General features: G+C 72.6%; 17 protein-coding genes. 8 read left to right on the forward strand and 9 right to left on the reverse strand.

The genetic code is table 11. From position 1 onward, the window contains the following. Positions 1-18: 18 nt before the first annotated feature. Both AB0B94_RS09870 and AB0B94_RS09875 read right to left on the reverse strand, forming a co-directional pair. Entirely contained in the window at positions 19-2,016 is a 1,998-nt protein-coding gene (locus tag AB0B94_RS09870) for an acetoacetate--CoA ligase (protein ID WP_357270854.1), read from the reverse strand. 143 nt (positions 2,017-2,159) lie between these two features. Then, positions 2,160-2,678: a hotdog domain-containing protein gene (locus tag AB0B94_RS09875; RefSeq protein ID WP_091394150.1), complete on the reverse strand. Its 519-nt coding sequence runs from the start codon at positions 2,676-2,678 to the stop codon at positions 2,160-2,162. Between the two features lie 23 nt (positions 2,679-2,701). Here AB0B94_RS09875 and AB0B94_RS09880 point away from each other — a divergent pair, with 23 nt between their 5' ends. Then, a complete protein-coding gene (locus AB0B94_RS09880) occupies positions 2,702-3,373 on the forward strand; it encodes a hypothetical protein (RefSeq protein ID WP_357270857.1) in 672 nt (223 codons plus the stop codon). Positions 3,374-3,447: 74 nt separating this feature from the next. Here AB0B94_RS09880 and AB0B94_RS09885 read toward each other — a convergent pair whose 3' ends face one another. Further along, positions 3,448-4,740: a multidrug effflux MFS transporter gene (locus tag AB0B94_RS09885; RefSeq protein ID WP_357270860.1), complete on the reverse strand. Its 1,293-nt coding sequence runs from the start codon at positions 4,738-4,740 to the stop codon at positions 3,448-3,450. 307 nt (positions 4,741-5,047) lie between these two features. Here AB0B94_RS09885 and AB0B94_RS09890 point away from each other — a divergent pair, with 307 nt between their 5' ends. From AB0B94_RS09890 to AB0B94_RS09910, 5 genes are read left to right on the forward strand one after another with little or no spacing between them, the layout of a single operon-like run. Beyond that, positions 5,048-5,599, forward strand: a complete 552-nt coding sequence (locus AB0B94_RS09890; RefSeq protein ID WP_238666641.1) for an RNA polymerase sigma factor — start codon at positions 5,048-5,050, stop codon at positions 5,597-5,599. Further along, positions 5,596-6,399, forward strand: a complete 804-nt coding sequence (locus tag AB0B94_RS09895; protein WP_357270864.1) for a zf-HC2 domain-containing protein — start codon at positions 5,596-5,598, stop codon at positions 6,397-6,399. The genes AB0B94_RS09890 and AB0B94_RS09895 overlap by 4 nt, the downstream gene beginning before the upstream one ends. A 34-nt stretch (positions 6,400-6,433) precedes the next feature. Next, positions 6,434-7,234, forward strand: coding sequence for an ABC transporter ATP-binding protein (locus AB0B94_RS09900; protein ID WP_357271039.1), 801 nt, complete (start codon positions 6,434-6,436; stop codon positions 7,232-7,234). Continuing rightward, positions 7,231-8,619, forward strand: a complete 1,389-nt coding sequence (locus AB0B94_RS09905) for a hypothetical protein (RefSeq protein WP_357270867.1) — start codon at positions 7,231-7,233, stop codon at positions 8,617-8,619. The genes AB0B94_RS09900 and AB0B94_RS09905 overlap by 4 nt, the downstream gene beginning before the upstream one ends. Further along, positions 8,616-9,230, forward strand: a complete 615-nt coding sequence (locus AB0B94_RS09910) for a hypothetical protein (RefSeq protein WP_357270870.1) — start codon at positions 8,616-8,618, stop codon at positions 9,228-9,230. The genes AB0B94_RS09905 and AB0B94_RS09910 overlap by 4 nt, the downstream gene beginning before the upstream one ends. A 44-nt stretch (positions 9,231-9,274) precedes the next feature. Here AB0B94_RS09910 and AB0B94_RS09915 read toward each other — a convergent pair whose 3' ends face one another. Further along, complete coding sequence (locus tag AB0B94_RS09915; RefSeq protein WP_357270874.1) at positions 9,275-10,444, reverse strand: acyl-CoA dehydrogenase family protein; 1,170 nt, start codon at positions 10,442-10,444, stop codon at positions 9,275-9,277. A 250-nt stretch (positions 10,445-10,694) separates the two neighbouring features. Between AB0B94_RS09915 and AB0B94_RS09920 the strand changes: the two genes are divergently transcribed. Continuing rightward, positions 10,695-12,122 (forward strand): UDP-glucose/GDP-mannose dehydrogenase family protein, encoded by a 1,428-nt coding sequence (locus AB0B94_RS09920; RefSeq protein ID WP_238666646.1) that lies wholly within the window; start codon positions 10,695-10,697, stop codon positions 12,120-12,122. Between the two features lie 151 nt (positions 12,123-12,273). Further along, positions 12,274-17,169: a permease gene (locus AB0B94_RS09925; protein ID WP_357270878.1), complete on the forward strand. Its 4,896-nt coding sequence runs from the start codon at positions 12,274-12,276 to the stop codon at positions 17,167-17,169. Between the two features lie 154 nt (positions 17,170-17,323). On the opposite strand, the gene purE is transcribed toward AB0B94_RS09925, so the two are convergent. From purE to AB0B94_RS09950, 5 genes are all read right to left on the reverse strand, one after another. Further along, a complete protein-coding gene (gene purE, locus AB0B94_RS09930; RefSeq protein ID WP_357270881.1) occupies positions 17,324-17,815 on the reverse strand; it encodes a 5-(carboxyamino)imidazole ribonucleotide mutase in 492 nt (163 codons plus the stop codon). 32 nt (positions 17,816-17,847) lie between these two features. Next, the gene (locus AB0B94_RS09935; RefSeq protein ID WP_357270884.1) at positions 17,848-19,023 is read right to left on the reverse strand and encodes a 5-(carboxyamino)imidazole ribonucleotide synthase; all 1,176 of its coding nucleotides are present in this window, start codon (positions 19,021-19,023) and stop codon (positions 17,848-17,850) included. Positions 19,024-19,144: 121 nt separating this feature from the next. Further along, complete coding sequence (locus AB0B94_RS09940; RefSeq protein ID WP_357270887.1) at positions 19,145-21,181, reverse strand: thioredoxin domain-containing protein; 2,037 nt, start codon at positions 21,179-21,181, stop codon at positions 19,145-19,147. A 52-nt stretch (positions 21,182-21,233) separates the two neighbouring features. Beyond that, positions 21,234-23,765, reverse strand: a complete 2,532-nt coding sequence (locus tag AB0B94_RS09945; protein ID WP_357270890.1) for a bifunctional diguanylate cyclase/phosphodiesterase — start codon at positions 23,763-23,765, stop codon at positions 21,234-21,236. 179 nt (positions 23,766-23,944) lie between these two features. Next, positions 23,945-24,238: a hypothetical protein gene (locus AB0B94_RS09950; RefSeq protein ID WP_357270893.1), complete on the reverse strand. Its 294-nt coding sequence runs from the start codon at positions 24,236-24,238 to the stop codon at positions 23,945-23,947. Between the last annotated feature and the right edge of the window lie 30 nt (positions 24,239-24,268).

Below are 24,268 nucleotides of genomic sequence, written 5' to 3' on the forward strand. Positions count from 1 at the left end.
CGGGGGTCAGGGCGAGGGTTAGGGGCGAGGACGGCGTTGGGCGAGGGCGGCGAAGGCGGTCAGCGACTCGGGGTTGACCAGGGCGCCCTTCGCTGCGGCCTGGTCGACCGGGGTGCCGGTGAGGATCTTCTTGACCGGCACCTCCAGCTTCTTCGCCGAGAGGGTGCGGGGCACCGAACGCACCTGGTGGATCTCGTCGGGAACGTGCCGGGGTGAGAGCGCCGTGCGCAGTTCACGGCTGATCTTTGCGCGCATCGGGTCGTCCAACTCCAGACCCTCGGCCAGCACCACGAAGAGCAGCAGCTCACCCGCGCCGCCCTCGTCGTCCTCCAGGTGCACGACTACCGAGTCGAGCACCTCGTCGAGCCCTTCCACCACCGAGTAGAACTCGGCGGTGCCGAGGCGCACCCCACCACGGTTGAGGGTGGCGTCGGACCGGCCGGTGATCACGCAGCCGCCCCGCTCGTTGATGGTGATCCAGTCGCCGTGCCGCCAGACGCCCGGGTAGACGTCGAAGTACGCCTCCGCGTAACGGGTGCCATCCGGGTCGTTCCAGAAGCCCACCGGCATGCTCGGCATCGGTTCGGTGATCACCAGCTCGCCGAGTTCGCCGATGACCGGCGTGCCGTCGGCGGAACGGGCCTCCACCTTGGCGCCCAACGCCCGGCAGGCGATCTCACCGGCGTACACCGGCAGCAGCGGCACCCCGCCGACGAAACCGGTGCACACGTCGGTGCCGCCGGAGAGCGACTGGAGCTGGACGTGGTCGCCGACGGTCTCGTACACCCAGCGGAAGCCCTCGGCGGGCAGCGGCGCACCGGTGGAACCCACGCCACGCAGCGCCGACAGGTCGGCGACCTCCCGGGGGACCAACCCGGCCTTACGGCAGGCCAACAGGTACGGCGCGGAGGTGCCGAAGTACGTCGTCCCGGTCTCCGCCGCCAGCCGCCACAGCCCGCCGAGGTCAGGCTCGGCCGGTCGGCCGGGCTCCGCCCGGACCCCCGGGTTGCCGTCGAAGAGCACGATGGCCGCTCCCACCGCCGGGCCGGAGACCAGGAAGTTCCACATCATCCAGCCGGTGGTGGTGAACCAGAAGAACCGGTCGGCCGGCCCCAGGTCGTGGTGCAGCGCGAGCATCTTCAGGTGCTCCAGCAGGATGCCGCCGTGGCCGTGCACGATCGGCTTCGGCAGCCCTGTGGTGCCCGAGGAGTACAGCACGTAGAGCGGGTGGTCGAACGGCACCGGCGTGAACGTCAACGGCTCGTCGGTGGGCGCGGCCAGCTCGGCCCAGCCCAACGCGCCCTCGGGTGCGGAGCCCGCCGGGTCGAGGTAGCCGATGCTGACGGTGTGGCGCAGCGACGGCAGGGCGGCCCGGATCGCCGCGACCTCGGCACGCCGGTCCACCGGCTTGTCGCCGTACCGGTAGCCGTCCACTGCGACCAGCACCGTCGGTTCGATCTGCTGCCAACGGTCGGTGACGCTACGGGTACCGAACTCGGGGGCGCAGGACGAGAAGATCGCGCCGAGGCTGGCGGTGGCCAGCAACAGGACGTACGTCTCGGCGATGTTCGGGGCGTACGCCGCCACCCGGTCACCGGCGGTGACGCCGAGTCGGCGCAGCCCAGCCGACACCCGGCGGACCTGCTCGCGCAGCTCAGCGGCGGTCAGCGTGACCGGCGCCCGGGTCTGCCCGTGCGCGATGACCACCGGGTCGTCGGCGGCGCGCCCCGGCATCCGCAGCACGTTCTCGGCGTAGTTGAGGGTGGCGTCGGGGAACCAGCGCGCCCCGGGCATCCCCCGCTCGGCCAGGGTGGCTGTCGGCGGGGTGTGCGCGATCACCTCGAAGTGGTCCCAGATCGAGCGCCAGAACCCGTCCAGATCGGTGGTGGACCAGCGCCACAGCGCGTCGTAGTCGGCGAAGTCCAACCCGCGGTGCTCCCGCAGCCAGCGCAGGTAGGCACCGATCCGGGACCGCTGACGTACGTCCGCCGGCGGCGTCCACAGCATGTCACCCACTGCTCCACCCTCCCCCTGGCCCGACACGACACTGTGACTGGGCCGTGGCGCCATCTTGCCCTACCTCGAAGCGCCATTCTGCGCACCGGGTAGGTCGACCGACGCGTGCCCGTCCCACACTCCGACCCGCCACCTCATGTGGGTCAGCCGGCGCGGTGGGCCTGGATGGCACGGCGGCGGGCGAGGCGGTGCGCGCGGCGGATCTCCGCCTCCTTGTACCGGCGCTCGTCCTCCGCCGTCTCCGGCAGCACCGGGCGGACCGCCCGCGGCGCCCCACCCACGTCCACGCCGACGAACACCAGGTACGCGGTGGCCACCCGAACCGGCGCGTCCTCGGCCGAGTCCCACCGTTCGGCGACCACCCGTACGCCCACCTCCATGGAGGTCTGGCCGGTCCAGTTGACCTGGGCGTGCGCGTGCACCAGGTCGCCGACCCGGACCGCCTCGGAGAAGACGATCTCGTCGATCGCCGCGGTCACCGCGGTCCCGCCGCTGTGTCGAGCGGCAGCGGCCCCGGCCACGTCGTCGACGAACTTCATCAGAACCCCGCCGTGCACGGTGCCGTAGAGGTTGACGTCCACCGCGGTCATGATCTTGCTGAGAGTGACGCGCGAGTACGACGTCGGCTTGCCGGTTGGAGCGGCGGAGAGGTGCTCAGTCATGTCGAAAACGGTACGGTGCGCGGATGCGACATCTCTGGAGCTTCCTCGCCGGGCTGGTGGTGGCGCCCATCACCTGGGTGCTGGTCACACTGGGGCAGGACGGGTCGAGCCGGACGGTCGACCGCTGGGTGGAGATCGGCACGTTCAACACCGCCAACCTGATCGAGCCGGCCGTGTACCTCGGTGTCGGCGGTGTCCTGCTGGGCCTGCTCGGCACGCTGCGCTTCTCGCCGTTGGGCCCGCTGGTGGCCGGTGCGCTGCTGGTCACCCCGTACATCGGGATGTTCGTGGCGCCCTTCTCGGTGCGGGACGCGATCCCGCACGAGTGGAAGGTGTTCGGCGACCCGTTGCCGCTGCGACTGCCAGTGGAGAACGGCACGCTCTTCCTGCTCGGCCTGCTGCTGCTGATGGCGACCTTCAGCCAACAGCGTTGGCGGCAGTGGCCGAGCCCGGCGATCGAACCCGCTGCGGCACCCACCCCCGCGTCGGACGGAGGCCCCCGCGACGACGACTTCACGTTGACCGACTGGCCGGCCCCCGCGCCCGCGGAGCGCGACACCACGCCCCTCACTCTGGGTTACCCGGCGGACTCGACGCCGACCGAGCCGCTGCCCCGCCGGGTGGGTGGCGAATCACCCTGGTCCGCCCCACCGCGCGGCCAACCGCGCCCCGAGGACACCACCGAGATCCGCTGATCGTCGGGGCGGGCCGTGAACCGGCCCGCCCCTTTCGTCTCGTCCGGGCCGGTGCAGCGCGACGCTCTTCCGGGCTAGTGCAGCGCGACAGCCAGATCCGGGTCGACGCTGCCGAGGCTGGCACGGGGAACCACGAGGAGCATGACGATCAACGCGGCGGCCATGCCACCCGCTATGACGATCGCCATCGGTACGCTCCCGGTGCCGAACAGACCGGCCAGTGGCGCCGACACCGCGCCGATGCCGAACTGCACCGCGCCGAGCAGCGCCGCAGCGGTGCCGGCGGCCTCGCTGTGCCGGCTCATGGCCAGCGCCGGCGCGTTCGGCAGGGCCAGGCCGGCGGCGGCCAGGACCAGCCACAGTGACGCGAGCAGCGTGCCCAGGCCGCCGACGCCGGTCGCCGCGAACATGATCAGCAGCAGGCCGGCCGCCGTTCCGGCGATCAGGGCGCTGACCAGAATCTGCTGCGGGGTGTAGCGGCGTAGCAGCCGAACGTTGAACTGGGTGGCCCCGATCAGGCCCACCGCGCCGGCCCCGAAGGCGATGCCGAACTGCTGCTCGTCGAGGCCGTACTCCTGCTGGAGCACGAACGACGAACCCGAGACGTACGCGAACAGGGCCGCCATCGCCAGCCCGGCGACCAGCACCAGGCCGACGAACGCCCGGTCGTTGACCAACCCCCGGTAGTCGCGCAGTGTGGCGCGTACCCCGCCGTGCCGCCGACGCGCCACCGGAAGGGTCTCCGGGAGCCGGAGAGCGGCCACGACGATCAGCAGCGCGCCCAGCACCGCCAGCGCCGCGAAGACGCCCCGCCAGTCGGTCCAGCTCAGCAGGCCGCTGCCCAGCGTCGGCGCGAGGATGGGCGCCAGGCCCATGACGAGCATCAGCCGGGAGAAGATCCGGGCGAAGGAGGCCCCGCTGAACAGGTCGCGGACCACTGCCGTCGCGACCACTGTGGCGGCGGCGACGCCGAGCCCCTGGAGTACGCGCAGCCCGCCGAGCACACCGATGTTGGGCGCGAAGACACACAGCACTGACGCCACTATGTGCGCGGCCAGCCCGGCCAGCAGCGGCACCCGCCGCCCGACCACGTCGGAGAGCGGCCCGATCAGCAGTTGGCCCAGCGCGAGGCCGACCAGCGTGCCGGTCAGCGTCAACTGCACAGCGGTCTCGGTGGTCTGCAGGCCCGCCGTGATGGCGGGTAGCGCGGGCAGGTACATGTCGATGGTCAACGGCCCGATCGCGATCAACGCGCCCAGCACGAGGACGAGTTGCGCCCGCTGACGGTTGGTCATCAGGTCGCCGGGCAGCACTTCTTGCGCGACGGCGGTCTCGCGTCCGGTCTTCTCCACCAACTGCTTCATCATCTCGATCTCTCTGCGGGGCGCGTCGTCACGAGCGGCGGCGCGGGGCGTCACCGCGACCGCGTGGACGTGGCGGCACGGTGTGGGATGCCCGACGGTGGGCAGCGTTGGTGTGACGAGGCAGGGTCGTGGCGGGGGCGGCCGGGTGGGGCGATGATCCGAGGGTGATCCTCTCGCTCGGCAACACCTCGGCGGCAGGTGACGTTCCCGGTGTGTGGGGAGTCACCCCGCCCCGCCCACCCCGTCCGGATATGACCGGGGTCACAGCGAGATCAGAACCGGGGCCGGGGTACGCGTCGTCTTGCCTGGTGTGAAACGAAGTCTGGACGGGCTCGACGAGGGTGAACTCCTTCGCCGCGTCGCTCGGGGCGACCGGCGCGCGTTCGACGCGCTGTACCGGCGTACCGCCCCGTGGTTGACAGCGCGACTGCGTCGACGCTGCGCCGACGAGGACGTGGTGGCCGAGGTGTTGCAGGAGACGTACCTGGCGGTCTGGCGGTCGGCCGGCAGCCAGGCTCAGTCCTCCACCTCCGGCAGCGCTGTGGGCTGGTTGTGGACGATCGCCGCGCACCGGCTGATCGACGCGTTCCGCCACCGGGCCCGACGGGAGCGGGTCCCGACGGTGCAGACCTTCGAGACGGTGGCCCCGGCGGCCGAGGACGAGGCGCTGGCCGGCGGGATGGACGCCAACCTGGAGCGTGCCCTGCACGAGCTGCCGGCGGAACTCCGTCAGGTGCTGCGTTCGATGGTCCTCGACGGGTTGACCGCGCGGGAGACCGCTCTGCTGCTCGGCATGCCCGAGGGGACCGTGAAGACCCGGGCCCGACGGGCCCGAATCGCCCTCCGGGAGGCGCTGTCATGACCACTCACCCGACGCCCACCCTGATCTCCCAGTACGCCTCCGGTGCCGCCGGTGTCGACGACACGACCATCTGGGCGGTCGAGGCGCACCTGGAGACCTGCGCCGCCTGCCGAGCGGTGCTCACGGACGCCGTCGACCCGGGCACCCGGGACCTGCTGGACCGGGTGGCCGACGGCATCGCCACCGGCATCGCCACCGGCCCGCCTCCGGTGCCCCGTCGCCGGCTGCTGCGCACCGGGGTCGCCGCCCGGGTGCTGCCCTGGCTGGTCACCGCCACCGGGTTGATGCTGGCCGCGGTCCTGTTCGAGTGGACGTTCAACAGCCTGCCGTCGCTGGTGCTGCTGATCGCGCCGGTGGCGCCGCTGCTGCCGGTGGCCGCGGTCTGGAGCCGGCGCCTCGACCCGGCCTGGGAACTGACGGCCACCATGCCCCGCACCGGCCTGCCGCTGCTGATGCGCCGCACGTTGGCGGTGCTGTCGACGGTCATACCGGTGCTGGCGGTGGCGGGCTGGGTCACCGGTCACTCCCCCGGCCTCTGGTTGCTGCCCGCCCTGGGGTTCACCGCCGGCGCGTTGGCGCTGGGCACCGTGGTGGGGGTCGACCGCGCCGCACTCGCGTTGACAGTCGTCTGGTCCACCGGTGTGGTCGTGCCGAGCCTCGCCGACGGGCGACTGCCGACGGTCCTCAGCGGCGGCAGCCTGCCGGGGTGGGCGCTCGCCACAGTGGCGCTGACGGCCGTCGTACTCGTTCGAGCCTGGCGACGGCCGCACGAACCGCACCGGAACCTTCTGCACCGATGACGAGATCGAGCCACTGCCGAATGGAGAGATCATGATGCGTACGGTCAGCGTGGCCGAGACCGCCCCGTCCACCTACGCCTGGGCGGTGCACGCCGAGAAGTTGCAGGTCCGGGCCGGCCGGCACCTCGCTGTCGACCAGCTCGACCTGAGGTTGGGCACCGGTGTGCACGGGCTGCTCGGCCCCAACGGCGCCGGCAAGACGACGTTGATGCGAGCCCTGGCCACTGTGTTGAAGCCGGCCGGTGGGCGGCTGGCCCTGCTCGGCGGCGAGGTCACCGGCAACGCCGACCTTCGCCGGGTACGCCGCGGCCTGGGCTACCTGCCGCAGCACTTCGGCTTCTACCCGCGCTTCACGGTCCGGGAGTTCGTCGAGTACATCGCCTGGCTCAAGGAGATGCCGAAGGCTGTCATCCCCGGCGCGGTGCAGCGGGCCGTCGAACGGGTGGGCCTGACGGACCGCGCCGACTCCCGGATGAAGACACTGTCCGGCGGGATGCTGCGCCGCGCCGGCATCGCCCAGGCGATCGTCAACGACCCGGCGGTGCTGCTGCTCGACGAGCCGACTGTCGGCCTGGACCCGGAGCAGCGCCTCGACTTCCGCGAGCTGCTGCGGGAGATCGGCCTGGACAGTTGCGTACTCGTCTCCACCCACCTGGTCGAGGACGTCGCGGTGGCCTGCTCCGACGTGGTGCTGATCAGTGAGGGCCGGTTGGTGTGGCAGGGCACCACCGGGCAGTTGACCGAGCAGGGTGGGGCCGGCGACGCCGGTGACAGCGCCGCCGAACGTGGCTACTCGTCGGTGCTGCGCGCCTACCGTGGGCGGGTGTCGGCATGACGGGACGCATCCTCCGCATCGAACTGCGCCGCTCGGCGGCGCTGGGCACCGCCCTGTTGATACTGGTGAGCGGCGCGGCGTTGCTGCTGTCGTCCACCCAGTTCTTCGCGGGGCGCTGGATGCAGCTGGCGGTGACGGCCCGGTCGCTGCTGATGGTGCTGCTGCCGCTCGCGCTGGCCGGTGGGGCGTGGATGGGCCGACGCGACGCGCGCCACCGCGTCAACGAGTTGTTCGCCAGCACCGTGCGGCCGCGGTGGCAGCGCGTCGCCCCGACCGCCGGCGCTCTGGCGGTCTCGGTGGTGACCGCGTACCTCCTGGTCTTCCTCATCGCGGCCGGATGGGTGGTGCCGACGTCGAACTACTTTCCGAGCGCGACGATCGTCGTCGTCGCGGTCGGCATTCCGGCGCTGATCGCCGCTGGTTGGCTGGGCATGGCCGCCGGCCGGGCCGTGCCCCGGGTGATCACCGCGCCGGTCCTCGCCGTGGTCGGCTTCGTCCTGGTGGGGCTGGTGCCGGAGTTGGCCACGTCGCCCGCCACGGGCCCGGGCCTCACGCAACTCCGCCCGGAACCGGCGGCCGTGCTGCTCGTGCCGGCGATCACCGGCCTGGACGACTTCCAGACGATCGCGACGCGGGTCAGCCTGCTCCAGGCGCTGTGGCTGGTGTCCCTCGCCGCGACCGGCCTGCTGCTGCTCGGCGCGGTGCGGCGCCGCGCGATCGCGTTCGCAGTGCTGCCGGCGCTGCTCGGCGTCGCGGTAGCGCTGCCGCTGCTGCCCGTCGGCGGAACCCGCGGGGCGGCTGTCGTCGACCCGGTCGCCATCGAGCTGGTCTGCGACAACGACGGCCCGCAGGTCTGCGTGACGCGGGCACACGCCGGGCTGCTGCCCGCCGTCGTCGGCCCCGCCCGCCAGGCGCTCGACATGATGGCGGCGAAGCTGCCCAACGCACCGGTCCGGGCGGTGGAGACTCAACAGGTCACCTACTGGGCGCGGCTGGACCTGGATGCCGCGCCGGCCCGGCACTCCGCCGACACGATCGTCTTCGACACCCCCACCATCGACCGCGTCGGCCGCGCCGACCTGTCCGGCGACTACTTCCTGCCGTCCCTGCTGGAGGCCGCCTGGCAGCAGGAGTGCGGCGACCAGTCGATTCGGGGCGACGTGTACCGGGCCCGGATGGTCGCCGCCGCCTGGCTGACCGGTCGACCGCCGGCCCCGCAGACCGGATGGGCACCCGAGGAGATGGCGCTGCTGAAGAGCGCGTACCAGTCGCTGGTGAGCCTGCCGGAGGTCGAGCAACGACGTCGGATGGCGGCGGTACGCGAGGGCGTACTGGCCTGCCGGGACGACGAGCTGGTGGCGATCCTGCCGGGAGATCAGCAGTGAGGTGGCTTCAGCTTCACCTGCGCTCCCGCCGGGTGCCCCTCGCCCTGACCACCGCGACCTCGTTGATCGCGCTGACCTGGGCGCTGTCGCTGGCCTACGGCGACTCGACGACCATCAGCGCCCGGACGGCCAGCCTCGTCATCATGCTGGCGGTGGTCGCTGTCGGCACCACCCTCAACGGCGCCGACGACGCGCTGGACCACACGATGGCGGTCAACTGGCCGGTACGCCGTGCCGGGCACCTGCTGCTCGCCGCCGCCGCGATCACCGCGCTGCTGTCCCTCAGCATGATCACCGACACGCGCTACGAACCGTTCGCTCTCATGCTGCGCAACACTGCGGGGCTGCTCGGGCTCACCGCGCTCGGCGCCACGGTGCTGGGTGCCGCACTGGCCTGGATCGCCCCACTGATCTGGACCCTCATCGCGGTGCTGCCGATGATGGGGCCCAGCCGGGATCTGACGATGCAGGTCGCCGGCTGGCTGATCCAACCCGCCGGGACCACCAGCGCCACCGCGTGCGCGGCCATCCTGGCGGTGACGGGTCTGCTCGCGTACGCCCTGCGGGGTTGCCCAGTGCGGCCGGTGAGCGAGACGGCCCCCGACCGGTGACGGGCGCTCCGGTGCTCCGGGATCCCGGAGCACCGGAACCCGACCTAGACGACGTCGGCCAGCAGTTGCCGCGCCATGACGATCCGCTGGACCTGGTTGGTGCCCTCGTAGATCTGGGTGATCTTGGCGTCCCGCATCATCCGCTCGACCGGGTAGTCCCGCGTGTAGCCGTAGCCACCGAGCAACTGCACGGCATCGGTGGTGATCTCCATGGCGGCGTCGGAGGCGAAGCACTTCGCCGCCGCGCCGAAGTAGGTGAGATCCGCGTCGCCACGCTCCGACTTGCCGGCGGCCGCGTACGTGAGCTGCCGGGCCGCCTCGAGCTTCATGCCCATGTCGGCCAGCATGAACTGGATCCCCTGGAACTCGGCGACCGCCTTGCCGAACTGGCGACGCTCCGCCACGTACCCCTTCGCGTAGTCGAGCGCGCCCTGCGCGATCCCGACGGCCTGCGCGGCGATGGTGACCCGGGTGTGGTCCAGGGTCTTCATCGCTGTCGCGAAGCCGGTGCCCTCCGCGCCGATCATCCGGTTGGCTGGGATCCGCACGTTGTCGAGGTAGACCTCGCGGGTGGGCGAGCCCTTGATGCCGAGCTTCTTCTCCGGCGCGCCGAAGCTCACCCCGGCATCGGACTTCTCGACCACGAAGGCCGAGATGCCCCGGGACCGGGCGGACGGGTCGGTGACGGCGAAGACCGTGTAGAACTCGGACACCCCGGCGTTGGTGATCCAGCGCTTCACACCGTTGAGCACCCAGTGATCCCCGTCACGCACCGCCCTGGTGGTCATGGACACCGCGTCGCTGCCCGCCTCCGGCTCGGAGAGGCAGTACGAGAACATCGCGTCACCGGCCGCGACCGGCGTCAGGTAGCGGGTCTTGAGATCGGCGGAACCGGACAACAACAGCGGCATCGTGCCGAGTTTGTTCACCGCCGGGATCAGCGAGGAGGAGGCGCAGGCGCGGGCCACCTCCTCGATGACGATGGCGGTGGCCAGCGCGTCCGCGCCCGCGCCCCCGTACTCCTCGGGGATGTGCGGTGCGTGGAAGTCGGCTGCTCGCAGCGCGTCGTAGGACGCCTTGGGGAACTCCCCCGTCTCGTCGGCCTCCGCGGCGTGCGGCGCGACCTTCGCGGCGCAGACCTCTCGCACGGCTTCCCGGATCGCCTGGTGCTCCTCGGGCAACCGGTAGACGTCGAACGACTCCCCTGCGGCCATCTCGACCCTCCCCTTCACCACTATCATGCGCAGTCTGTGACGACTCCTGACCGCCGACCGCGCAGACTGAAGACTAGCGACTGCAGTTCAGGTGATGTTACCGGCGCGTAGGTATGGGCAGGACGGTGCACCTAACGCGCTCAGCGATGATGGAGATTGAGACAGTGAGCCACCCTCCGGTGCCCCGCCCAGGCGCCGCAGCAGAATGCGACGCGACGACGCGACGCCAGCGCGAGCGGAGAAGACAGGCGTGACGATCCCCTACCCCACCATCCAGCCGACCCCCGCCATCGCCGCGGTGACCCCGCCCTCGGGCGCACCCCGGCCGCGGGTGACGTTCCTAGGGACTGGTTACCTCGGTGCGACGTACGCCATCTGCTACGCCGAACTGGGCTACGAGGTTCTCGGGTTCGACGTCGACGCCGACAAGATCGCGATGCTGAACGCCGGTCAGGTGCCGATCCACGAGCCCGGCCTGGACGAGCTGCTCCGACGCAACCTCGCCGCCGGCCGCCTCCGGTTCAGCACCGACATCGCCGAGACCGCCGAGTTCGGTGACGTGCACTTCATCTGCGTGGGCACCCCGCAGCGGGCCGACGGCATGGGCGCCGACCTGTCGTACGTCGAGGCGTCGGTCACCAGCCTCGCGCAGCACCTGACCCGCAAGGCGTTGATCGTCGGCAAGTCCACCGTGCCGGTCGGCACCGCCGAGTGGGTGGAGCAGCTCGTCGGCAAGCACACCCCGGACGACCTGGACGTCGAGGTCGCGTGGAGCCCCGAGTTCCTCCAGGAGGGCTTCGCCGTCGACGACGTCCTGCGGCCCAACCGGATCGTGGTCGGCGTCAAGAGCGAGTGGGCCAACGGCATGCTCTACGCCGCGCACAAGGGCGTGTTCGACCTGGCCGCCACCGAGGACCGCGAGGTACCCCTCGTGGTTACCGACTTCTCCACCGCCGAGCTGGTCAAGGTCGCCGCGAACGCCTTCCTGGCCACCAAGATCTCCTTCATCAACGCGATGGCCGAGGTCTGCGAGGCCTCCGGTGGCGACGTCACCCAACTGGCCCGCGCGATCGGCTACGACCCGCGCATCGGCAACCGGTTCCTCCAGGCCGGCCTCGGCTTCGGAGGCGCCTGCCTGCCCAAGGACATCCGGGCCTTCCAGGCCCGCGCCCAGGAGCTGGGTGCCGGCGAGGCGCTGCGCTTCCTGCACGAGGTCGACCTGATCAACCTGCGTCGGCGTACCCGGGTGCTCCAGCTCGCCGCGGACCTGCTCGGCCGCCGCTCCGGCCCGGCCGGCCCGGACTTCTCCGGCACCCGGATCGCCGTGCTCGGTGCCACCTTCAAGCCCAACACCGACGACGTCCGCGACGCCCCGGCGCTCGCCGTCGCCGCGCTGCTGCACAAGGCCGGCGCCGACGTGCACGTGTACGACCCGCAGGGCACCGAGAACGCCCGCCGCGCGGTCCCCGAGTTGACCTACGAGAGCAGCATCAACGAGGCGGTCAACGAGGCCGACCTGGTCTGCGTCCTCACCGAGTGGGCCGACTTCCGCAACGCTGATCCGGTCGCCCTCGGCGAGTTGGTGAAGGGTCGCAAGGTTGTCGACGGCCGCAACTGCCTCGACCCGGCACTGTGGGCCCAGGCGGGTTGGGAGTACCGGGGCATGGGTCGCCCCTGACCCAACCGACGCATCACCGGCCGGCAATCGAGCATCTCGGTGGCCGGCCGGTGTCGTTGTTTGCCCCGGACCCGCCGACAAGAGTCGAAATCCGCGCCAGCTTTGGGCATGCTGCGACAGTGGGAGTCCACAGTGCGGGTGGAGGGGTGTCGTGGCGACCTTTCAATGCTCCTCGTGCGGCCGGGAGATCAAGCCGGCCGTCCGATGCCCGCACTGTGGGGCAGATCAACCACAGTGGGTCGAGCACCTGGCCGACATTGAGCGTTCGATAGCGGAGATGAAGGCGCGCGACGCCGCCATCGCCCGCGAGCAGCGCCAGATCGCCGCCAAGATGCAGGCCGCGCTCTTCCAGCGGGACATTCTCGCGCACGCCGGCGAGGAGCGGCTCAAGCAGGCCACCCGGCCACGCCGGGTGCTGCGCCGCCGCCCCGGCCGACGGCCACCGACGGCCACCATGGGAGTGCCACCCCGGGTGCCCCGCCAGGGCACTCCGACCGCCCCGGAGGATCCGCCGCCGCCCCCACCCCGAGCCGCCTGGCTGGATGTGGACGACCCGGAGCACCCGCCGGAGGCGTCCTCGCGCGAGGTGCAGAACATCCCGCTCGGGCTTGGCGCGCTGCTGCTCGGCGTGGCCGCCGTGGTCTTCGCCGCGGTGGCCACCAGCTCGATGGACGCGCTGGCCCGGCTCGGCATCCTGCTCCTGGCCACAGTGCTGATGCTGCTCGCCCCACCGGCGCTGGCCCGGCGCGGGCTCACCTCGACCGCCGAGACCATCGCCGCTGTCGGTCTGCTGCTGGTGCCGCTCGCCGGCAACGCCCTCTGGGCGGTGGACCGGATCGGCGTCGGCGGCGGCTCCGGCACTGTCTTCGCCGGGGTGATCTTCGCGGTCACCGCCGCCGTCGCATTCGGGTACGCCGGTTGGACCGGTCTGCGCGCGCCCCGCTTCGCCACTGTGCTCGCCGCCCAGCCGGTGCTGCCTCTGCTGGCGTACGACCAGATCACCGGCCCGGGCGGCTGGGCCCTGGTGCTGGCCCTTGTCGCCCTCGTCAACCTCGGCCTGGCCCGCTCCGGCGTGACTGTCGAACGCCCCGTCCGGCAGGACCTGCCAGCGCCGGGCACGCCGTCCGCGCCCCGCCAACGCGACGCCGAGAGCCGGCCGGAGGGCGACCCGGAGGAGGCCGCCGAGCTGATCGACGCCAGCGGCGGCTCCGCCGACCCCCAGCCGACCCGCCCGGTGCCCGGCCTGCGTGAGCTGACCTGGTTGCTGCACGCAGTGGCTGTCGCCGTCTCGCTGGCGTACGCGGTCACCGCCCTGCTGCGGGCGCAGACCGTGCCGACAGCGGCCGGCGCCGGGGTGGTGCTGCTGCTGGCTGCCATGATCGGGCTGGCCGGCGCGTTGGTGCTGCGTCGCCCGCCGCTGCCGGACGTCGCGGCCGGCATCGTCACCCTGGCGGTGATCGGTTCGCTCAGCCGGATCGCCTCGGTGGCCCTCCCCGGCCGGGCGCTGCTGCTGATCGCGGCGGTCATCACGGTGACCGGGCTGGCGGTGCGCGCGGTCCCGGAGGCGGCCCGACGTGGCCCACAGTTGGCCTCGGCGGTGGCGCTGACCGTCAGTGGTCTGGTGGTCGCCGGCGGCGCGCTACGTGCCGGGGTGGCACCGGTCCGGGCGGCACTGCCCGCCTGGAACCCCGACCTCAGCCGGTACCCCGGCGAGTTGGCCGCCGCCGTCGGGCCGACGACCTGGCAGCTCGCGGGTGCCGCGTTCCTGCTCACCATCGCGGCGGTGCTGGCCCTGCCCAGCGAGATCCGCCGGGAGTTCGCGGTCGCCGGCGCGGCGCTGACCGCGCTCGCCGTCCCGGCCTCGTTCGGTCTCGGTTGGGCGACGGCACCCTGGCCGATGGTGATCACCGCGATCGGCATCGGGGTCATCGGGCTCTCCGCCCGCACCGACCGAGCCGCTGTGGCGCACGCCATCGGGGCGGCCGTGGTCGGCCTGTTCGGCGCGGGTGCCAGCCTGGTCAGCCCCACCCTCACCGCCGCGGTCCTGATCACCGTGTTCGTGGCCGGCACGCTGGTCACGCTGGCGCCCCGGATCAGGATCGCCTCGGCGGCCTCCGACACGGTCACCGCCTGGGCCGCCGGTGGCGCCGCGTTCGCGCTGCCCGGGGCGGTGGCGGCGTTCGTGGCCGCGACCATGCCGAGCGACCCGACCCCCACCCCGGCGAGCCTGCGCGAGGTGACCGTCCCGATCCTGGCGGCCAGCTTCCTGGCGGTCTGCGTGACACTGGGCTACGCGGCAGTCGTGCAGGTCTCCCAGCGCCACATTCCCGCTCCGCTGTCGCTCGGCACCGGGCTGGGCGCGCTGATGGTCACCGCCGCCGCGTTCGGGGCGCCCGGCGCGACAGTCGCCGACGCCTGGGTGGGTGCGCTCCTGCTGGTCGCGGCGGTGCTGCTCTTCCTGGCCCCCTCCATCGACGCCGGCCGTCGAGCCGACCTCACCCTCGACGGCTCGGACCTGGCCGCCGCAGCGGTCACCACCGCCCTGATCGCCACGCTGGTACGGATCGGAGCGGTGCTCGCCCCGGGCGGGCAGCTGGCGGTGGCCGCCGCCCTGCTGCTGGTGGTCGCCGTGGGCGCCCGCAGCATGCCGGAGGAGTGGCGACGCGGTCCGATCCTCGGCCTCACCGTCGGCGGCGTCCTGATCGGCGTCCTCGCCGGCTGGTCGGCGGTGCGCGGCGGGGTTGGCGTGCTGGCCACCCCCGGAGCGATCTGGAGGGGCGACCTGAGCGACTGGCCGGCGGCCCCCGTCGGCGGTGCCACCTGGCAGGCGCCGGTCGCGCTGGCGCTGCTGGCCCTCGCCGCCGGCATCCTGCTCCCGCCGCCGTGGCGCTGGGACGTGTCCGGTGTGGCGGTGGTGCTCGCCACGATCGGCGCACCGGCCGCATTCGATCTGGCCTGGTGGTCGCCGGTACTCGTCGGCGGAATGGTCGCCACAGTGTTCGGCATGGCCGCGGTGGCAACTGAGGAGGCGCGCGCCGGGCTGTCCCGGGCCACAGTGGCCGGGGTCGTCGCGCTGCACGCCGCCGGAGCCGGACTGGTCCGCCCGTGGACCACGGCCCTGGCGCTGGGCAGCATCGCGCTGATCGGCGTGGTGGTGGCCACGCTGGCCCGCGTCCTCGCCGGTCCACAGGTCGCCGACATCGACACCGAGGGAATGCCGCCGCACCTGGCGCAGATCGGCGGCGCGGCGACAGGTGCCGCCCTGCTGGCCCTCCCCGGTGCGGTGGCTGCGCTCTCCGCCGAGTTCGAACACTCGGCGCAGGTGGTGCTGACCGCCGCGCTGGCCGCTACCAGCCTCGGCCTGGCCGCCGTGGCCGCGGTCCGCCGGCTGGTGCCGCAATATCTGCCCTGGGTCAGCGTGGCGGTGGTCGGCGGGGCCACCATCAGCGCCCTCGCCGCGATCCCCACCGGCCTCGCCGCCGGCGTCTACGCGGCCGCCGCCGCCCTGCTCGGCGTACTGGCCGAGCTGATCCGCGCGGCCACAGTGCCGCCCACCGGCGCGGCCCAGCCGGTCCGGCGCTGGGCGGTACGACTCGACGGCGCCCTACGGCGGTTGCCGGACGACGCGGAGAGTCGGCGGTGGCGGGTCAACCCGGCCGCCGGCGCGTTGGCCGCTGCGGCGTTGCCGACCGCCCTGGCGCTCGCCTCGATCGCCCCCGCGCTGGTCACCGCCCTGGTAGAACCGCACCGCACACTGACCCGGATCTGGCAGGGCCCGCCGCCGGAGCTGCAAACCCCGCCACCGGACGTGGTCAACCCGACCCACGTGCTGACGGCGTTGCTGCTCACCGCGACCGCCGCGCTGGCCGCCACCGGGTTCAGCGGCGGACGGCGTTCCCGGGCCGTGCCGGTGGTGCTGCCCGGGGCGGCCGTCACGCTGCTGATCGCACCCATCGCGCTGGGCCAGGGCTGGCCCGCCAGCACCGTCGCCGCGCTCTCCGTCTTCACCATCGCGATGCTCGGTCTCGCACTGACCCCACCGCCGGCGCTGGTCGAGCGTGCCCGCTCGCTGCGGCTGGCCCGGGTGTTGGTCTTCGCCATCGGTCTGGCCGGTGGCAGCGCCGGGCTCGCCGGCAGCCTGGCGGACCGGCAGATGACACTGTTCACCCTCGGCAGCGCGGTCGGGGTGGGCGCGGTGGCTGCGCTGTTCGGCACCACCCAGCGGGCACGTATCCTCGGCTGGCTGTTCGCCTCACTCATGGCGCAGCTCTTCGTGCTCACCGCCGGCCTGGTCGCCGGTCTGGCGGCGGTCTGGTCGGCATTCGGGGTGCTCGCCGTCGGCGCGGTCCTACAGGTGCTCGCCGCGACACTGCCCCGGCTGCGCCGCCCCGAGGCGCAGCGGGAAGCCTCCACTGTGGAGTGGAGCGGGTATGCTGCCGCGCTGATCGCGTTGGCCCTCGCCTTCGACTCGCCCCGCCACATCGCCGCCCTGCTGGCCGCGTGGGGCGCTGTCCTCGGGGTGGCGGCGACCCGACCCGGTCGCCGGCCGGTGGAACGTCGGATCCTGTTCTGGTCGGTGGTGGTCTGTGAGATCACCGCGTGGTGGATCCTGATGCGCGTCGCCGACGTGGCGTTGCCCGAGGCGTACACGCTGCCGTTCGCCGTGTTGGCCCTCCTCGTCGGAGTCCTGGAGCTGCGCCACCGACCCGACATGAGCAGTTGGGTGGCGTACGGGCCGGCCCTGGTCGCGGCCTTCGTGCCGACGCTGGCGATCGTGCTGGCCACCGAGTCCAGCACGGTGCGGCAGATGCTGCTGCTGCTCGGCGCTGTCGCGGTGCTGATCTTCGGCTCGTCCAGCCGGCAGCAGGCTCCGGTGATCGTCGGCGCGTCGGTCACCGCGATCACGGCGATCCACGCCCTGTTCAGCCTGGGCCCGTGGCTGGCGCTGATCCCGGTGGGCATCCTGCTGCTGGTGCTCGGCGCGAGCAACGAACGCCGCCGCCGCGCCCAGGAACGCCTACAGACAGCCCTACGCGGCATGAGGTAGGTCGGAGGGTCCCTGCGGCGTGGGCGAGTGCGCCGGGTGTACGGGCGCGGATCGCGCTGCCGCCCGCGATCTTGCACTTCCTGTCGCGGCATAAGGGGCAAAAGCCACGAAACACCGACCGAAAGTGCAAGATCGCGGGGTGCAGGGCGGGGGGTTAGCGCAGGGTGGCTTGCAGGGCGGCTTCCTTTGTTGCCACCAGCTTCTCCAGGTCCTGCTGGTAGGTCGCCATCTTGGCGCGCAGGCCCTCGTCGGCGGCACCGAGGATCCGTACGGCGAGCAGGCCGGCGTTGCGGGCATTGCCGATCGACACGGTGGCGACCGGGATCCCGGCCGGCATCTGCACGATGGACAGCAGCGAGTCCATGCCGTCGAGGTGCTTCAGCGGCACCGGCACACCGATCACCGGCAGCGGCGTCACCGAGGCCACCATGCCGGGCAGCGCGGCGGCACCCCCAGCCCCCGCGATGATCACCTTGAGACCCCGGTCGGCGGCGTCGCGCCCGTACTCGATCATCGCGACCGGAGTCCGGTGCGCCGAGATCACCCGGACCTCGTACGCCACGCCGAAGTCGTCCAACACCTCGGCAGCGGCCCGCATTGTCGGCCAGTCCGAGTCACTGCCCATGATCAAGCCAACCGTGCTCACTGCGGCCCTCTCGTCGTTCCCGAAACCGTGGCTCACTCGTGGCCCTCGCGCAGCCAGCGCGCGGCCCGGGCGGCCCGCGCCCGCAGGTCGTCCAGGTCGTCACCGAGCACCGTGACGTGCCCGATCTTGCGGCCGGGTCGCACCTGCTTGCCGTACAGGTGCACCTTGGCACCCGGCTCGGCGGCGAAAAGGTGGTGCAACCGCTCGTCGATCGACATTCCGCCCGGCTCCCCGCCCAGCACGTTCGCCGACACCACCACCGGGGCGGTCAGCGCGGTGTCGCCCATCGGGTAGTCCAGCACGGCCCGCAGGTGCTGCTCGAACTGCGAGGTCCGGGCGCCCTCGATGGTCCAGTGCCCGGAGTTGTGCGGACGCATCGCCAGCTCGTTGACCACGATCGCCGGCCGGCCGGCGTCGTCGCGCACCTCGAACAACTCCACGGCCAGCAGGCCGACCACTCCCAGCGCGGTGGCCAGGTCGATGGCGAGCTGCTGCGCGGAGACCGCCAACTCCTCGTCCAGGCCGGGCGCCGGGGCCAGCACCTCCACGTTGATGCCGTCGCGCTGCACGGTCTCGACCACCGGGTACGCGGCCACCTGACCGAACGGCGAACGGGCCACCTGCACTGCCAGCTCTCGCCGCAGCGGCACCCGCTCCTCGACGATCAGCCGGGTGCCGCCGGCGAGCAGCGTGCTCGCCAACTCGGTGGCCTGGGCGGCGTCGTCGACCATCCAGACGCCCCGGCCGTCGTACCCACCACGGGCCGCCTTGAGCACCACCGGCCAGCCGACCTGCTCGCCGAAGCCGACGAGGTCGGCGGGCTCCCCGACCGGCCGCCAGGCCGGGTTGGGAGCGCCCAGCTCGGTCAGGCGTTCCCGCATCACCTGCTTGTCCTGGGCGTGCAGCAGCGCGTCCGCCGGCGGGTAGAGGGGCACCCCTTCCGCCGCCAGCGTGCGGATGTGCTCGGAGGGCACGTGCTCGTGGTCGAAGGTGACGACGTCGCAGCCCTTGGCGAAGGTGCGCAGCGCGGCCAGGTCGGTGTGGTCGCCGTACTGGACGTCGGCGGCGACCAGCGCCGCGCCGTCGTCGGGGGCTGTCGCGAGCACACGCAGTGACTGGCCGAGGGCGATCGCGGCCTGGTGGGTCATCCGGGCCAACTGGCCGCCACCCACCATGCCGACAACTGGCAGACCGGTACGGGAATCCATAGCGCGGCCAGCCTATCCGGGCCGCCGACGGGCCCACCGCGAGGGCTGGCGACCCGCCTCGCAAGCGCTGGCGGGGCCACCCGGCGGGCGGCGCTGGCGACTACCGGGCGTGGCCGTGCGCTCAGCCCAGCTCGGCTACCAGCTCCTCGACCGAGGTGACCGGCCGCTGGCAGACGAAACCCCGGCAGACGTACGCGGCGGACCGCCCGTCGACCAGCGGACGGTCGGCGAGCAGCGGCACACCCGGCTGGTCCGGACGCCCGGCGACGACCACCGCACCGGGCGGCGCGTGCCGGCGGGCGGCGACCACCAGAGGGTCGCCGGCCGGGTCGTCGGTGACCACTGCGATCTCGTACGGCCCGGAGAGCAACGCCTCCCCGACGGTGGCCGCGTATCCGGCGAACCGGGGGTGCCTACCGACGATCGGCGCGACAGTGCCGAGGGCCGCCTCGGCGGCCTCCCGGTAGCGCGTCTCCCCGGTCAGCGCCGAGTACGCCACCAGCCCGGCGATCAACGCCGACCGGCCGGACGGGGTGGCGTTGTCGGTGGGGTCGGCCGGCCGTGCGACGAGCCGCTCCGCGTCGTCGGCGGTGTCGTAGAAGGCGCCACCGGGCGCGGCGAAGTGCGCGAGTGCGGTGTCCAGCAGCTCGCCGGCCACCGTGAGCCAGCGGCCCTCGCCGCTGAGCTGGTGCAGCGCGCAGAATGCCTCGGCAACGCAGCCGTAGTCCTCCAGGACACCGGCCGGCTCGCCGACCTTGCCGTCCCGGGAGACCCGGCGCAGCCGGCCGTCCACCAGGTGCACGGTGGCCAGGTGCTCGGCGGCCTGGCGCATCGCCCCGTCGGCGACGATGGTGACGCCGTCCATCAGGTTGGCGTCCTCGTCCTGCGGGGACGCGTACACGGCGGCGACCTGCTGGAACTCGGCGATGGCGGTGATCGCCAACCCGTTCCAGGCGGCCACCACCTTGTCGTCGAGGGCCGGCTGGGGGCGGGTGTCCCGGGCGGCGAGGAGCCGCCCGACCACCTGCTGCCAGCGGGCACGCACCTCGGGCGCGGCGTCGTCCACGTCCCGGGCGAGCTTGAGCACGCTCATGCCGTGCTCGAAGGTGCCCTGGTCGGTGACTGTGAACAGGTCGGCGGCGAACCGGCCGTCCTCCTCGCCCAACGCCTCCACGAGCTGGGCGGGCGTCCAGGCGTAGGTGAGCCCCTCGACGCCCTCGGTGTCGGCGTCCAGGGCGGACGCGAACCCCTGCCCCGGGCGGTGCAGCTCGTCGGCGAGGAACCGGGCGGTGTCCCGGGCCACCCGGCGGGCCAGCGGGTCACCGGTGAGTCGCCACAGCTGGGTGTAGACCCGCAGCAGCAGCGCGTTGTCGTAGAGCATCTTCTCGAAGTGCGGCACCGTCCAGTGCGCGTCCACCGAATAGCGGGCGAAGCCGCCGGCGAGCTGGTCGTAGATGCCGCCCCGGGCCATCGCCTCGGCGGTGTGCCGGGTGATCTCCAGGCTGCCCGGGTCGCCGGTGCGCTGGTGGTGACGCAGCAGGAAGAGCAGGTTCATGTGCGGCGGAAACTTCGGGGCGCCGCCGAAACCGCCGTTGGTGCGGTCGTACTCGCCGGCCAGCGTTGCGGCCGCCGCGTCGAGCAGCGGGGCGTCCAGCGGCGCGGTGGGGCCGCCCACGGCCTGCGCGCCGCCGATCGCCTCGACCACCGCGGCGCCCTGGCCCAGCACCGCCTCGCGCTGCTCCCGCCAGGCGGTGGCGACCGACTGGAGCAACTGGACGAAGTTGGGCCGCGGGAAGTAGGTGCCGCAGAAGAACGGGGTGCCGTCCGGGGTGGCGAAGACGGTCATCGGCCAACCACCCTGGCCAGTCATCGCCTGGGTGGCGGTCATGTAGATCGCGTCCACGTCCGGACGTTCCTCACGATCCACCTTGATCGACACGAAGTTGTCGTTCATCAGGGCGCCGACCTGCTCGTTCTCGAACGACTCGTGCGCCATCACGTGGCACCAGTGGCAGGCCGCGTAGCCCACCGAGATGAGCACCGGAACGTCCCGCCGCTTCGCCTCGGCGAACGCCTCGTCCGACCACGGCCACCAGTCGACCGGGTTGTCGGCGTGCTGCAGCAGGTACGGACTGGTGGCGTCGGCGAGTCGATTCACCTGACGACCATAGCCAGCCCCGGCGCGGACCGCGCGGGCTCCACCCGGACGGTCAGGAAGCGCCGTCGGCGCGGAGCCGGAACACGTTCGACTCCGCCGAGTCGCGCAGCGACCCCAGCACCGCGCCGATCTTGTCCGCCGGCATGGGCTTGAAGAAGTGGTAGCCCTGCGCGGAGGTGCAACCCAACTCGGCCAGGGCCATGCGCTGTTCGGCGGTCTCCACCCCTTCGGCGACCACCCGCAGCCCCAACTCGTGGGCCAGGCCGACCGTCGTCCGGACGATCGCGGCGGCCTCCGGCGAGTCGGCCATCCGGATGACGAAGGAACGGTCAACCTTCAACTCGTCCACGGCGATCCGGGTGAGGAAGGTCAGCGACGAGAAGCCGGTGCCGAAGTCGTCGACAGCGAGTTGCACGCCCATCGACCGGAGCGTCGCCAACACCTCGTCGATGACCTCCAGCTCGCTCATCACCACCGTCTCGGTGATCTCCAGAACGAGCCGGTGCGGCGGCACCTGGTGGCGGCGCAACGCCTCGGCGATCTCCGCCGGCAACCGGGGGTCGAGCAGGCTGCGCGCCGAGAGATTGACCGAGATCGGGACGTCCAACCCCTCCCGGGCCCAACTGGCGGCCACGCTGAGCGCCTTGTCGAGCACGTAGCGGGTGAAGGTGCCGAGCTGCTCGCTGTTTTCCACCGGGCGGATGAAGTCGGCCGGGTTCAGCCACCCACGTCGGGGGTGCTGCCAACGGATCAGCGCCTCCACCCCGGTGGGCGCACCGGTGGCCAGGTCGACCGCCGGCTGCAACGCCAGCACCAGCTGATCGTCGACCTTCAACGCCTCACGCAGCTCGGCCAGCAGGGCGAGCTGGTCGGTGCTGGCCGCGTCGCGTGCGCCGTCGTACGCGGCGACGTTGCCGCCACCCTCCTTGGCCTGGTACATCGCGATGTCGGCCCGACGCAGCAGCTCGGTCAGGTCCGCGGTGCCCGCGGCGGCCACCACCACCCCGACCGAGACCTCGATGGACATCCGTACGCCGGCCACCTCGGTCGGCGCGGCCAGCCGTTCGGCGATCTCGCGGGCCTGCCGCAACGCATGGGCCATCGGGGCGGCCCGGTCGCCGAGCACCGGCACCGCCGTGAGCAGCAGGGCGAACTCGTCACCACCGAGTCGACCGAGCAGGTCACCGGCGCGGACCAGCGCGTTGAGTCGGTTCGCGGTCAGTCGCAGCAGTTGGTCACCGGCCGCGTGGCCGAGGGTGTCGTTGACTTCCTTGAACTGGTTGATGTCCAGCAGCAGCAGTGCCACCGGGTGGTCGTGGCTGAGCTGTCGCAGCGACTGGTCGCCCTTGCTCAGCATCGCCGCCCGGTTGGCGAGCCCGGTGAGCGGGTCGTGCACCGCCTCGTACGACGAACGGGCGGTCACCAGCCGCAACTCGTGGTGGGTCGCGGCGTCGTGCAGCGCGGCGGCGAGGGCATCGCCGAACGCGGCCACCGCGTCACGTTCCCGGGCCGTGGGCGGGGCCGAGCGGGGGAACCGGACCCGCAGCCGGCCGACCGGCGTGGCACCGACCGACAGCGCCCGGCTCAGCTCGTGCTCGTCCGGCTCCGACTGGTCCGGTGGGCCGGTCTCCCGGTCGACAAGCTGACCGCCGGCGTCGCCCCGATAGCGGTGCCACCGCCCGTCGGCCCGGGCCACGTCGACGTCCACCAGCTCGGCGTTGAACAGCGTCAGCGCCCCGGTGACCGCCGCGCTGGCCACGCCCCGCTCGTCGAGCTGGTTGAGGGCCGCGGTGGCCTCCGCGAAGGCACGCCAGGTGCGGCGCTCCTGATCGGAGCGCAACCGGTAACGGTAGGTCTGCTGCAACAGCCACAGCAGCGGCGGCAGCAACAGCAACCAGCGCGGGTCGAGTTCCAGCAGGGCGACCACCACGAGGCCGACCGCCACGTTGCCGACGAACATCAACAGCTTGCCGCGCAGCGCGGCGAGCAGCGGCGGCCCGATCGGCAGCCCGTGCCGCAGGCCCAGCGTCACGCCGCCGAGCCAGGCGGTCACCAGGAGGTACGTCACCGAACCGGCGATCACGGCCAGCGCCAGGATGGGGGTGGGTGGCGAGAGCAGCGGCCGCCCGAGCGCGGTGGTCACGGAGACGGCAAGTGCCGACGCGGCGGCCAGCGACGCGGCGATCCGGACGATCTCCAGGGCCGGACGGCGGTCGTTGTGCAGTGACAGCAACGTCCAGGCCAGCCCGGTGCCGAGCAGCGTGGCGGACGGGAGCCAGCCGGCCGGGGTCAGATAGAGGCAGACGATCAGGGCCGCCTCGCCCCAGGTGATGCTGACCATGCCGGCGGCCGAGCGGAATCGCAGCCGGGCGAGCTGGGCGAGGGCCAGGACGGCGACGGCGATGCCGAAGCGGGCCGGACCGCCGAGGGGGTCGTCGGCCGGCAGCCGGACCGGGAGGGTCAACCCGACCGCGGCGGCGGCCAGGGCGGTCAGCGTGACGGCGGCGGTGAGCACGAGCAGCCGGCCCGGTGTGCCACGCACCCCGAGCCGATCGAACGGGTCGTCGGCCGGACCGGAGGTCATCGACCTCCCCCGTCAGCCGACCGACCGACGTCGCGGTGGGCGGCCGGTGCTGTGCTGGTCATCGGCGCCCCCTCCCGCACACGGCTCGGAGACTTTTGGTCCCCCCGGCGGAAGGCTAAGCCAAACCGGGTGGTCGCAACAGGGGGCGACCACCCGGTTCGGCGTGATTCATGCGCGGACTACCCGTTCAGGTGCTGCTGGTGCCCGTTGGGAGCGGGCGTGGATGAATCACGCCCACCGGTCCCGTCTGTCGGATCGACGACTGCCGCATCGGCCCTGGTCGGGTCGGCCGGCCCGGACTGCTGGGGGAAACGGTCCGGCAGACGGCGCAGCCGAGCGTTCATGTTGCGGATCAGCAGGATGGTCGCGGTGGCCAGCAGCAGGATGAGGAAGAGGCCCATCGGCCCGGCCAGACCACCCGTGCGGGTGTCCCCGAAGTTGTTCTCCGCGAGCACCTGGGCAGCGGTCAGCATGGCGTTCCTCCGATGTGCGGTTGGTAACCA

Source organism: Micromonospora sp. NPDC048986 (assembly GCF_040649335.1).
Classification (GTDB): Bacteria; Actinomycetota; Actinomycetes; order Mycobacteriales; family Micromonosporaceae; genus Micromonospora; species Micromonospora alfalfae.